Raw genomic sequence first — 12248 nt, forward strand, 5'->3', positions numbered from 1 at the left:
CGGTGGATCAGGTAGAGTGGTGGTCGCGCCGGTTGGTGAAAGCCAGTCGGATGCATGCGGACGTGGCTCAGTTGGTAGAGCATCACCTTGCCAAGGTGAGGGTCGCGAGTTCGAATCTCGTCGTCCGCTCAATGACCCTGAGGCGCCGGTCGAATTGACCGGCGCCTCAGGGCTTTTGTGGTCTTGAGAGATTGCTCTGCTGACATTTGTCATCCGAGCTCATGACAGCCCGCACTACCCGCGCCCCGAGGACGGCGGAAGCCTGGAGACATGGATCTCGGGGACAACGCGATAGACGTCACAGAACTACGGCGCAGGTACGGCACCTCTTCGGCCCAGGGCTTCGAAGCCGTGCGGGGCGTCTCCTTCTCGGTCGAGCACGGCGAACTGTTCGCCCTGCTGGGCACCAACGGCGCCGGCAAGACCTCCACCGTCGAACTGCTGGAGGGGCTGGCCGCCCCGACCGGCGGCCGGGTGCGAGTGCTGGGCCACGACCCGTACCGCGAGCGGGGCCGGGTCCGGCCGCGGATCGGGGTGATGCTTCAGGAGGGGGGTTTCCCGTCCGAGCTGACCGTGAGCGAGACCGTACAGCTGTGGGCGGGGTGCACCAGCGGGGCGCGGCCGGTCGGCGAGGCCCTGGACCTGGTCGGTATGGTCCGGCGCCGGGACGTACGGGTCAAGATGCTCTCCGGAGGGGAGCGGCGCCGCCTTGACCTGGCGCTCGCGCTGCTCGGCCGCCCCGATGTGCTGTTCCTCGACGAGCCGACGACCGGCCTCGACGCGGAGAGCCGGCGCGACACCTGGGAGCTGGTGCGCGCCCTGCGCGACGAGGGCACCACCGTGCTGCTGACCACGCACTACCTGGAGGAGGCCGAGGAGCTGGCCGACCGGCTCGCGATCATGCACCAGGGGCGGATCGTCACCTCCGGGCGGGTCGCGGACATCGTGGCCGAGCGGCCCTCGCACCTCTCCTTCACCCTCCCGGCCCCGCTCTCCGCCGCCGACCTGCCCTCGCTCGCCCAGCTCGGCGCCACCGACCGCGAGACGGACGGGCGGACGGTGCGGCTGCGCACCCGCGACCTCCAGCGCACGGCCACCGAGGCGCTGATGTGGGCGCGGGACAAGGGGCTCGAACTCGGCGGGCTCGACGCCCGGTCGGCCTCGCTGGAAGAGGCGTTCCTGCATATCGCCCAGGGCCTGGAGAAGACGGAGACGGCGAAGGGGAACGCCCGATGACCACGACGCACACCACCACGCACGCCACCACCGGCGCCACGAAGACCGCCGCCCGCACGACCGCGCGCGCCCGCGTCACCTCACTCGCGCGGGCCGAACTGACGCTGCTCATACGGAACAAGGCCGCGCTGACCTACGCCCTGCTGCTGCCCGGCTCGCTCACCCTCAGCATGACCACCTTCACCAGCGATATCGACCTCGACAAGGCCGGTCTGGACCTGCCCACGCTGGTCCTCCCGGGCTCGATCGGCCTGGCGCTGATCCTCGCCGTCTATATGAACCTCGTCGGCGTCTACGTCATCCGCCGCGAGGAGCTGGTCCTCAAGCGGCTGCGCACCGGTGAGCTGACCGATCCGGAGATCCTCGCCGGGGCGGCGCTCCCCGCCGTGCTGATGGGGCTGGTTCAGTGTGTGCTGATGGTCGCCGCGGTGGGCCCGGCGCTGGACGCGCCCGCGCCGAAGGCGCCGCATCTGGTCGTGCTCGGGGTGGCCGCCGGTCTGGCCCTGATGGCCACGCTGGCCGCCGCGACCGCGGCCTTCACCAAGACGGCGGAGTCCGCGCAGCTGACCCCCATGCCAGTGATGCTGGTGTCGATGCTGGCCTCGGGGCTGTTCGTACCGCTCGACATCATGCCGGACCGGGTGGCGGCGGTGTGCGAGTGGGCGCCGCTGACCCCGGTGGTCGCCCTCATACGGGCGGGCTGGACCGGTGAGATGGGCCTCGGCGAGGCGCTGACGGCCCTGGCCACGGCGGCGGCCTGGACGGCCCTGGCAGGGTGGACCGTGCGCCGGCGGTTCCCGTGGGAGCCGCGGCGCTGACCGGTCGTGGCCCGTGATGGCCGAGGGGGAAGGACAGGATTGGTGATACGGCGATGGCGGCGGCGCAGCCGGCAGGTGGTGCGCGTGGAGCTGTTCACGCGCTGGACGCTGTACGCGCTGCCCTGGATCATGCTGCTCGCCATGGCGGGTCCGCTGCCCGACAGACTGCGGTCGGAGGCACCGGCGAACGGGCTGGCCTGGGGGCAGTTCGGCCTGGCGGTGGTCCAGAACGTGCTCGCGATTCCGCTGCTGCGGCGGGGGATCGAGCACCGGCGGGGCGAGCGCGCGGCGCCGCGGGGGCTGTTGGCGCTCGCCGGGGCGATGGTGGCGGCAGGGCAGTGCGCGGGGGTGGCGCTGCTGATCGTGGACGGTGCGTCGGAAGGCTCGGCGTTCATGTCGGCGGCGACGATGAACACGCTGCCGTTCTCCCTCTCGTGCCCCCTGCTGCTGTCCGTCCGCGCCTTCACCCTGGTGCACGCGGGAATCGCCGCGGCGACGCTCACGGCGCTGTCCGTCGCGCAGGCGAGCGTCTTCCTGTCGGTGTCCTCCCCCCTGGCGGTGCTCCTCATGGCCGCCCTGTCCGCGTTCTCGGTCCGCAGCTCGATATGGATCCTGGAAGTGATGTGGGAGCTGGACGCGAGCCGCGAGGTGCAGGCGCGGCTCGCGGTCGCGGAGGAGCGACTGCGGTTCGGCCGTGATCTGCACGATGTGATGGGCCGGAACCTGACGGTGATCGCGCTCAAGAGCGAGCTCGCGGTGCAACTGGCGCGGCGGGGGCGGCCCGAGGCCGCCGAGCAGATGGTGGAGGTGCAGCGGATCGCGCAGGAGTCCCAGGAGGAGATCCGGGACGTGGTGCGCGGCTACCGGGAGGCGGATCTCCAAGTGGAGCTGGCCGGAGCGCGATCGGTGTTGCGGGCGGCCCGCGTCGACTGCCACATCGACTACCGGATCCCGGACGACGGCGCGGACGCGGAGCTGCCGCCCGCGGTGCGGTCGGCGCTGGCGTGGGTGGTGCGCGAGGGCACGACCAACGTCCTGCGCCACGCGGAGGCGGCCCGCTGCACGGTGCGGGTCGGGATGGGGCGGACGACGGACGGGGGCCGTGCGGCGGTGCTGGTCATGGAGAATGACGGGGTGCCTGAGGTGGAACCCCGCGTACCCGGTACGTCGGCGCCCGGTACCTCGGGCCACGGGCTGAAGGGGCTGCGGGAGCGGCTGGTGCCGCTGGGCGGCACGCTGTGGTCCGCGCCCGGGGAGGGCGGGACGTACCGGCTGCGGGCCGAACTCCCGTTGACGGAGCACGAGGAGCGCGAGGCGCGCGAGACGTCTGAAGGGGTCGGCGTATGAGCGGGGCTTCCGCGATCCGCGTGCTGCTCGCGGACGACGAGCATCTGATCCGGGGCGCCCTCGCCGCCCTGCTGTCCCTCGAAGAGGACCTGCTGGTCGTCGCGGAGGCCGCGTCCGGGCCCGAGGCGCTCGCGATGGCCCGGGCACACCGGCCCGACATCGCGGTGCTCGACCTCCAGATGCCCGGCGCGGACGGGGTGTCGGTGGCCGCCTCCCTGCGGTCCGAGCTGCCCGGCTGCCGGTCCATGATCGTGACCAGCCACGGCCGTCCGGGCCACCTCAAGCGGGCGCTGGAGGCGGGGGTACGGGCCTTTCTGCCCAAGACCGCGTCGGCGCAGCGGCTCGCGGAGATCATCCGCACGGTGCACGGCGGCAACCGGTACATCGACCCCGGCCTCGCGGCCGACGCGATCAGCGCGGGCGACTCCCCGCTGACCGCCCGCGAGGCGGAGCTGCTGGAACTGGCGGCGGACGGCGCGTCCATCGCGGAGATCGCCCAGCGGGCGGGGCTGTCGCAGGGCACGGTCCGCAACTACCTGTCCTCCGCCGCGTCCAAGATCCCCGCCGAAAACCGCCACGCGGCCGCACGCCTGGCGCGCGAGCGCGGCTGGATCTAGCGAGCGGCGGCCTCACGGGCTCGCGGCGACAGGGCTTTCTCCCCTACCCGCCCCTTCCCACAACCATGGGCTCCGCCCCTGGACCCCGAGGCCTGGACCCCGAGGCCTGGACCCCGAGGCCTGGACCCCGAGGCCTGGGGGCCGGGCCCACCACGCGGCGGAGCCGTAGATCGACTGGAGCCGGGGAGGAGCGGGCGGAAAGAGAGCCCGGGGCCCGCTAGCGCGCGGGCTCCGCCGACTCGCACAAGACGCCGGCCAGCTCCTGGGGCTGGGAGAGCATCGGCCAGTGGCCGGTGTTCATCTCGACCAGCCGCCAGCGCTCGCTCTTCAGCAGCTCGGCCACGTCGTCACTCGGCTGCGGCCAGTCGAGCAGGCACTTGATGTACGTCGCGGAGAGCTCGGTGAGCGGGCGGGACAGGTGGGCCGGTTCGGTCAGGGATGCGCCCGGGTGCGGGGTCGCGCGGTCGACGATGCGGGCGATCTGCTCGTCCGTGAGGCCCTGGCCGGCGAAGTCGTCCGCCGGGAGCGGCGCCCAGAAGCCGCCCGTCTCGGCGATCGAGGCCTCGATCGCCGCCCGCCCGTCCGCCCAGCCGGAGACGAACGACTCGCCGTCGGCCGGCACGTTGGAGTCGACGAAGACCACATGGGCCAGCCGGTCGCCGATCCGCTCGGCGGCCTGGCCGACCGGGATGCCGGCGTAGCTGTGCCCGACGAGGACGACATCACGCAGGTCGAGGCGTTCGACCTCGTCGACGATGTCCGCCACGTGGGTCTGCTGCCCGGCGGGCACCCCGCGCTTCTCGGCGACCCCGGACAGCGTCAGGGCATGGGCGCCGTGCCCCGCCGCCCGTAGCTCCGGGACCACCTCGTCCCACGCCCACGCCCCCAGCCACGCACCCGACACCAGCACGAATTCAGCCATGCGGGGAACGTAGCGCAGGAGTCGACGGCGCGCAGCTAATCGCACAGACATTCGGGTGGCCGGTTATCCTGGACGCATGCCCTCGTACCCCCGAGGCCTCCAGGGCTCGCTCTTCGACCAGGCCGACGACATCCGTCTCGGCCCGCTGGGCGATATGCGCAGGACGGCGCTCGGCGACGGGGCCTGGATCGATCTGCTGCCCGGATGGCTGAGCGGGGCGGACGCCCTGTTCGCGCACCTCGTCGACGAGGTGCCGTGGCGAGCGGAGCGGCGCCCTATGTACGACCAGGTCGTGGACGTACCGCGGCTGCTCGCGTTCTACGGCGCCGACGACCCGCTGCCGCACCCCGCCCTCGGCGAGGCACGGGCCGCGCTCTCCGCTCACTACGCCGCCGAGCTGGGCGAGCCGTTCACCACGGCCGGGCTCTGCTACTACCGGGACGGCCGGGACAGCGTGGCCTGGCACGGCGACCGGATCGGCCGGGGCGCCCGGGTGGACACGATGGTCGCCATCCTGTCCGTGGGCGCCCCCCGCGACCTCGTGCTGCGCCCGCGCCGCGGCGGGGCCACCGTGCGGCGGCCGCTCGGGCACGGCGACCTGATCGTGATGGGCGGCTCCTGCCAGCGGACCTGGGAGCACGCGATCCCCAAGAGCACCCGGGCCACGGGGCCGCGGATCAGCATCCAGTTCCGGCCGCACGACGTCGCCTGACGGCACGAGGTAGTTCCCTCGTCTCGGGTTTGGTTATAGTGGAGGCGCGCCGGACGGAATTCGTCCGCGCATGCGGACGTAGCTCAGTTGGTAGAGCGCAACCTTGCCAAGGTTGAGGTCGCGAGTTCGAGCCTCGTCGTCCGCTCTTGTGAGGAAGGCCCTGGCCACATCGGCCAGGGCCTTCGTCGTGCCGCCGCCCGGCCGTCAGGCCCAGCGGCTGCCGGTCAGGCGCTCGTACGCCTCCACGTACTTCGCCCGCGTCCGCTCCACGACCTCCGCCGGCAGCGGGGGCGGCGGCTGCTCGCCGCGGTGGTCCCAGTCGGAGGCCGGGGAGGTCAGCCAGTCACGGACGAACTGCTTGTCGAAGGAGGACTGCGGGCGCCCCGGCTGCCACTCGTCGGCGGGCCAGAAGCGGGAGGAGTCGGGGGTCAGCACCTCGTCGGCGAGGACCAGCTCATGCCCGTCCGCGCCGCCCTCGGCCAGGGCGTGGCCGAACTCGAACTTGGTGTCGGCGAGGATGATGCCCCGGTCGCGCGCGATGTCACGGCCCCGGTTGTAGACCGCGAGCGTGGCCTGGCGCAGTTGGGCGGCGGTCTCGGTGCCGACCCGGCGGGCGACCTCCTCGTACGACACGTTCTCGTCGTGCTCGCCGACCTCGGCCTTGGTGGCCGGGGTGAAGATCGGGGAGGGCAGCTCGGAGCCGTCGACCAGGCCCTCGGGGAGGGCGATCCCGCAGACCGTACGGTCCTCCCGGTACTCGGCCAAGCCCGAGCCGGTCAGATAGCCGCGGGCCACGCACTCCACCGGGAGCATGCTCAGCGACTGGCACACCAGGGTGCGGCCCGCCCAGTCGGCGGGGGCGCCCTCGGGGATCTCGGTGGCCAGGACGTGGTTGGGCACGAGGTCGGCCAGCTGGTCGAACCACCAGAGGGAGAGCTGGGTGAGGATCCTGCCCTTGTCGGGGATCTCGGTCGGCAGCACCCAGTCGTAGGCGGACATCCGGTCGCTGGCGACCATGACGAGGTCGCCCTTCTCGTTCCGGTAGAGATCGCGCACCTTGCCTGTGTGCAGGTGCACAAGGCCTGGCACCTCCACCGGCTCGGGCTTCTCCACGAATCCGGACACGGTTCCTCCTGGTGGGTTTGTCCAAGACCCCCACGATTCTGCCCCACGCCCCACCACGCGGCCGACGCGGGGCGCACCAGGCGTGGCCTGGGGCTTCGGCGGTGTCCGGCCAATCTTGACGCCTGCGGCGGGCTCCTCCCCCACCCCGCCCCTTCCCGACCCCTGTCGAGCCCCTGTCGAGCCCCTGTCGATATGCGGCTCCGCCGCGCGGGGCTCCGCCGCACATCGACACCGCGGGAAGGGGCGGGTAGGGGAAAAGATCCGTCGGACACCCCTAGGCGCGTTTGCAGATGCGGTCCAGGAGGTTGGCGGTGGCGCGCTGCACCCGGACGTCGGTGTGGCCGGGGCGGTCCAGGGCCGGGGTCCAGGCGAAGGTGCCGGACGCGAAGACCAGGGCGCCGCTGGGCGCGCGGTACAGGGAGGTGTCCTGGTGCCGGGTGACGCCCTCCGCGTCCCGGTACGGGGAGTGGGCGAGCAGGATCCGGCGCAGATGCCCGGGCAGGCTGGTGCGCGGGAAGTAGCGGTCGGCCTCGCCCGCGACCAGGCCGGGCAGTTCGTCGCCCTCGCCCGCGCCGGTCGCCTCCCACAGCCAGTGGCTCGTGTTCCGGACGATCAGCGGGGACGGCGTGGGCACCGGCCCCGCGTACTGGATGCCCAGCAGCTGCTGCTCGGGCGCGGTCTCCCGCCACTGCGCCGAGCGGCCGGGGCCGCGGCGCTTGTGGCAGGTCAGCAGGCGGTCCGGGCCGGAGGGCGACGGCGCGAGGCCGACCTGCCAGTACATGGTGTTGGCGGAGAGGAAGACCAGCGAGGTGCCGGCGTCGCGGGCCGCCTCGACGGCGCGCCGCAGCGGGGCCGACCAGTACTCGTCGTGGCCGGGGAAGACCAGCCCGCGGTAGCGGGCCGGGTCGACGCGGCCCGCGTGCAGATCGCGGGTCTCGGCGTAGGCGAGGTCGTAGCCCATCCGCTCGGCCCAGCGGATGAAGTCGTACGCGTGGCCCACGTGCAGCGGCAGCCCCGCGCCCGCGTACGGCCGGTCGAAGGAGACCGTGACCGCCGCCTGGGACTCGCCGAGCAGCCGGCCGCGGTCGTCCCACGCGTGGTAGAGGCTGGCGCCGCTCCGGCCGTCCTCCGGGTAGAGGTTGTACGCCTGCCAGGTGATGTCCGGGAGGACGAGCAGGAGGTCGGCGGGGTGGGGGTCGCGGACGGTGAAGGGGATGTGGTTGCGGTAGCCGTCGGCGGTGGTCAGCACGGCGACATACGCGCCGGGGTTCCAGTACGAGGGGATCTGGAGCCGCCAGGACAGCCACCAGTGGTGGCAGGAGACGGTGCGGTCGGCCGCGAGCGGGGGCGGTTGGACGATGCCGGACAGCCGGGGGCTGCTGGTCATCTTCGCGGCGCCGTCGCCGCCGTAGTGGCCTACGCGGTAGACGTCGACGCTGAACTGCTGGGGCGGGTCGACGGTGATCCGGAAGTCGATGGCCTCGCCGGGGGCGGCGGCGGAGGCGGAGGTGAAGCCCTTGATCTGGCGGTGTATGTCGTCGGCGGTGCGGGTGGAGGGGATATGGCCGGGGCCCGGGTCGGCCGCCTCGCCGGGGCCGACGCCGGCGCCGACGCCCGTCATCTCGAACGTCCGGGGGGTTCGGGTGGCCCCGGTGGCTCCCGTGGTGCCGAGGGCCCCCGTGGCCGGGTCGTGCTCCACGTACCAGGGAACCAGGCGGCCCGTCTCGCTGAAGTAGGTCTGCCTGCCCCGCAGCCAGGGCAGCGGGCCCTGGCCGAACGGATCCGTCACCGCGTGTGCGAGCGCTCCCGACTCCCAGCGCCGGACCGGTTCCGTGACGTCGTCCACGACTGGCTCCCCTCCCTGCCTCCCCCGGGCGGCCTGTAGCCACCACCACCCCAGGACATCACATTACGCACCCACTCAGTCACTGATCGTCGCGACTTTGCCGAACCCAGACCCGGAGCGTTCACGTCCGGGTTTCATCCGGTCGGCCCTTGATTTACCGGGCTGAGGTGCTCGGTCCGTGACGCCCGGCCGTCAGACCAGCCGGACCGGCTTTTCCGGCCGCACGCCCGCCTCGCCGAGCCAGGCGCGCAGCGGCTCGGCGTCGCCGTCCTCGACCAGGCTCAGCACCGGGTGCGCCAGATCCGCCCGCCGCCGCCCGCCGATCATCAGCGCGGGCCCGTCCAGCCAGTCGAGGCCCGGCGCGGCGCCCGCGGTGTCTATGGCGGCGCAGCACACCATGGCCGTGACATGGTCGGCCAGCAGCTCGCGGCCGCTGCGGGGCGGCTGAAGCGGGAACAGCGGCGCGAAGCCGTCGATCCACGGGTCGCCGCCGGAGCCCGGCCCCTCCCCCGTACGCACCCCGGCCGTCTGGCCGGGCGCCGCCCGGGTGGCCGCCCGGCGGACGGCCTCCTCACGGGCCAGCTCCACACTGAGCCAGGTGGCGACCTCCTCGCCGAGCCGCCCGGTCGGGGCGAGGTCGGGAGCGGCGGTCAGCCGGTCCATGACCCGGGCGAGGGTGGGCGCGGCGGGCTCGGGGCCCGCCCCTGTGGCCGCCTCTCCAGACGCCGCGGAGCCCGTTCGTCCGCCGCCACCGGAGCCGGCCTGCTCGTCGAGGACGCGGTGCAGCCGGGCGGCCTCCACGCGCCATTTGCGGTCGACGACCTCCTCCGGATACTCGCCCCAGTCGACCGGGGACCAGTCCGGGCCAGGCTCGCTCGGGCCGCCGTGGAACAGCCGGGCGGCCAGCAGGGACGTCGCCTCGTCGATCACGCCCGGCTCCTCAAGCAGGTCGCAGGCAGGACGCTCGCTGAGCCGGGAGGTGAACCCCTCGGCGAGCCGGTCGCGGCGGGAGAGCTCGGTGAGGGCCGCGACCACGCCCGCGTCCAGGCGGGACGGCCAGCGGCCCATCCGCCACGCGGGCAGCGCGACCCTGGTCAGCAGCCGGTCCCACCCCGCGTACGCCAGGCCCACCTGCTCCTGGGCCACGATCCGCAGGCCGTAGTCGACCGTCTGGGCGCGCTCGGAGGCGGCCGCGGCGACGGCCCGCTCCATCACGGCGGCGTGGTCCCGGCAGCCGCGCAGCAGCAGCCGCGCGATCCAGCCGAGGAAGGCGAGGGCGGGGCGGCGCACCGCCCGGCCGAGGGCCGGGCCCGCGCCGTGGCCCGAGCCATGGCCCCCGCCGTGGGCGGCGACGGCCACGGCGGCGTCCAGGCCGCGGACGAAGCGGCGGGCGGCCGCTATGTCGGGGTGCGTGGAGGGGCCGGTGCCCGCGACCACGGGCGCGAGCAGGGCGCGCAGCTCGGCGACGCGCATCCACCACAGGAACGGCGAGCCGATCACCAGCACGGGCGGCTGCGGCACCCGCCGCTCGCCTCTCCCGAGGACCGCCGCACCGGTCGGCACGCGCTCCGCCGCGGCCGCACCACTGCCGCGGGGGCTGTGCGCCCGGTGCGTACGGTCCTCCAGCCAGCTGTCGCAGTCCGGGGTGAGCGCTATCGCGGACGGGGCGGGCACCTCCAGCCGGTCCGCGAGGTCGCGGACCAGGCGATAGAGGTCAGGGGCCGTCTCCTCGGGGATGGGCACGGTGGGGCTCAGCGCGGGCCTGGCCCGGACCACCACGGCCGCCACGGCGGCCGCCAGCAGCAGCGCCACCACGGCGCCGCCGACCACCGCCCAGCGGACGGCGGTCCAGCCCTCGTCATGGGAGCCGCCGATCCGGCCGGTGGCGCCCCCGGCCAGCAGTACGACGGCGGCCGCCGCCGGGAGGAGCGCGATCGCGAGCGCGGTGCTCCGGATCCGCAGCACCGCGAGGGCGCGAGCGCGCGCCACTTCTGCGCCTGCTTCCGGACCTGCCACGGTTCCATCACCCCCTGCTGTCCAGCCGATCTTCGAACAGCGGACGACGGCGGTGTTGTGCCCTTACCCACCCCACTGTCGCACCGGCCGCCCGCGCCGCAATGCCGGTGGGCCAGTTGCCGCACCGCGCCTGAGCGGCACACTAGTTGGGGCCCCGTGCGTGCGTCAGCAGGATGCCGGGAGGGCTCACCCGATGGAATGGCCTTGGTCGGAACCGGGAACTTCTCCAGGAGCTTTCTGGACGACCACAGGCTCTACTCGAGCGCTCCTCAATCCCTTCTCCAACCCTTCTCGACCGGGCCTCAGGCCGATGCCGCCCCGGGCCCCGCCTCCACGGCCGCCTCCGCCGCCGCCTCCGCCGCCGCCTTGGCGGCGATGTCCGAGCGGTGGTGGGAGCCGTCCAGGCCGATCCGGGTGACCGCCTGGTACACCCGTTCGCGGGCCTTGGCCAGGTCGGAGCCGGTCGCGGTCACCGACAGCACCCGGCCCCCCGCGCTCACCACGTCACCCGAGGCAACGTCCCGCTTGGTGCCCGCGTGCAGCACATAGGCCTTGGGCCCGTCCTGCTCCGCCACCTGGTCCAGGCCGGTGATCGCGTCACCCGTACGGGGCGTGTCCGGGTAGTTGTGCGACGCGATCACGACCGTCACCGCCGCGCCGTCGCTCCACCGCAGCGGCGCCAGCGAGTCGAGCCGCCCGGTCGCGGCGGCCAGCAGCACACCCGCCAGCGGCGTCTTCAGCCGGGCCAGCACCACCTGGGTCTCCGGGTCGCCGAAGCGCGCGTTGAACTCGATCACCCGCACCCCGCGCGAGGTGATCGCGAGACCCGCGTACAGCAGCCCCGCGAACGGCGTACCCCGGCGGCGCAGCTCGTCCACGGTCGGCTGAAGCACGGTCGCCAGCACCTCGTCGACCAGCTTGGGGTCCGCCCACGGCAGCGGGGAGTACGCGCCCATGCCGCCCGTGTTCGGGCCCTCGTCGCCGTCGTAGGCCCGCTTGAAGTCCTGGGCGGGCTGGAGCGGGATCACCGTCTCGCCGTCCGTGACGGCGAACAGCGACACCTCCGGGCCGTCCAGATACTCCTCGATCACCACGCGGCCGCAGGCCAGCGCGTGCTCGCGGGCGGCGGCGAGGTCGCTGGTCACGACCACGCCCTTGCCGGCGGCCAGCCCGTCGTCCTTGACGACGTACGGCGCGCCGAAGGCGTCCAGCGCCTCGTCGATCTCGGCCTCGTTCGTGCAGACGTAAGCGCGGGCGGTGGGCACGCCGGCCGCCGCCATCACGTCCTTGGCGAACGCCTTCGACCCCTCCAGCTGCGCCGCCTCGGCGGACGGCCCGAACACCGGGATCCCCCGCGCGCGCAACGCGTCGGCCACCCCCGCCACCAGCGGGGCCTCCGGGCCGACCACCACCAGCTCCGCCTCCAGCGAGGCGGCCAGCTCGGCGACGGCCGCGCCGTCGAGGGCGTCGACCGTGTGCAGCTCGGCGACCTCCGCGATGCCGGCGTTGCCGGGAGCGCAGTGCAGCGCGCTGACGTCGGGGTCGAGGGACAGTGCGCGGCACAGGGCGTGTTCGCGGGCGCCGCTGCCGATGACGAGGACCTTCACGG

Annotated in this window: 10 protein-coding genes and 2 tRNA genes; 7 read left to right on the forward strand and 5 right to left on the reverse strand. The window is 73.8% G+C overall.

Annotation, left to right across the window (positions count from 1 at the left end; genetic code table 11):
- The first annotated feature begins 56 nt into the window (after positions 1-56).
- From ACH4S9_RS44970 to ACH4S9_RS44990, 5 genes are all read left to right on the forward strand, one after another.
- Positions 57-129, forward strand: a tRNA-Gly gene (locus tag ACH4S9_RS44970).
- Between the two features lie 141 nt (positions 130-270).
- A complete protein-coding gene (locus tag ACH4S9_RS44975; RefSeq protein WP_358846870.1) occupies positions 271-1236 on the forward strand; it encodes an ABC transporter ATP-binding protein in 966 nt (321 codons plus the stop codon).
- Positions 1233-2054 (forward strand): ABC transporter permease, encoded by an 822-nt coding sequence (locus tag ACH4S9_RS44980; RefSeq protein ID WP_398377376.1) that lies wholly within the window; start codon positions 1233-1235, stop codon positions 2052-2054. Before ACH4S9_RS44975 ends, ACH4S9_RS44980 begins: the two co-directional genes overlap by 4 nt.
- A gap of 84 nt (positions 2055-2138) precedes the next feature.
- Complete coding sequence (locus ACH4S9_RS44985; protein ID WP_398377378.1) at positions 2139-3401, forward strand: sensor histidine kinase; 1263 nt, start codon at positions 2139-2141, stop codon at positions 3399-3401.
- A complete protein-coding gene (locus ACH4S9_RS44990) occupies positions 3398-4018 on the forward strand; it encodes a response regulator transcription factor (RefSeq protein WP_311729117.1) in 621 nt (206 codons plus the stop codon). The genes ACH4S9_RS44985 and ACH4S9_RS44990 overlap by 4 nt, the downstream gene beginning before the upstream one ends.
- Before the next feature lie 217 nt (positions 4019-4235).
- On the opposite strand, the gene ACH4S9_RS44995 is transcribed toward ACH4S9_RS44990, so the two are convergent.
- The gene (locus ACH4S9_RS44995; RefSeq protein WP_398377380.1) at positions 4236-4940 is read right to left on the reverse strand and encodes an alpha/beta fold hydrolase; all 705 of its coding nucleotides are present in this window, start codon (positions 4938-4940) and stop codon (positions 4236-4238) included.
- Between the two features lie 76 nt (positions 4941-5016).
- Between ACH4S9_RS44995 and ACH4S9_RS45000 the strand changes: the two genes are divergently transcribed.
- Entirely contained in the window at positions 5017-5652 is a 636-nt protein-coding gene (locus ACH4S9_RS45000) for an alpha-ketoglutarate-dependent dioxygenase AlkB family protein (protein ID WP_398377382.1), read from the forward strand.
- A 72-nt stretch (positions 5653-5724) separates the two neighbouring features.
- Positions 5725-5797, forward strand: a tRNA-Gly gene (locus ACH4S9_RS45005).
- 59 nt (positions 5798-5856) lie between these two features.
- Here the strand turns inward: ACH4S9_RS45005 and ACH4S9_RS45010 are convergent.
- The 4 genes from ACH4S9_RS45010 to purD all read right to left on the reverse strand — a co-directional run bounded on the left by ACH4S9_RS45010 (position 5857) and on the right by purD (position 12246).
- Positions 5857-6777 (reverse strand): phosphoribosylaminoimidazolesuccinocarboxamide synthase, encoded by a 921-nt coding sequence (locus ACH4S9_RS45010; RefSeq protein WP_398377384.1) that lies wholly within the window; start codon positions 6775-6777, stop codon positions 5857-5859.
- A gap of 274 nt (positions 6778-7051) precedes the next feature.
- Positions 7052-8623, reverse strand: a complete 1572-nt coding sequence (locus ACH4S9_RS45015) for a N,N-dimethylformamidase beta subunit family domain-containing protein (RefSeq protein ID WP_398377385.1) — start codon at positions 8621-8623, stop codon at positions 7052-7054.
- 192 nt (positions 8624-8815) lie between these two features.
- Complete coding sequence (locus ACH4S9_RS45020; protein ID WP_398377387.1) at positions 8816-10612, reverse strand: hypothetical protein; 1797 nt, start codon at positions 10610-10612, stop codon at positions 8816-8818.
- A 329-nt stretch (positions 10613-10941) separates the two neighbouring features.
- Positions 10942-12246, reverse strand: coding sequence for a phosphoribosylamine--glycine ligase (gene purD / locus ACH4S9_RS45025; RefSeq protein ID WP_398377389.1), 1305 nt, complete (start codon positions 12244-12246; stop codon positions 10942-10944).
- Positions 12247-12248 lie beyond the last annotated feature (2 nt).

It is taken from the genome of Streptomyces sp. NPDC021225 (assembly GCF_044332865.1).
Taxonomy (GTDB): Bacteria; Actinomycetota; Actinomycetes; order Streptomycetales; family Streptomycetaceae; genus Streptomyces.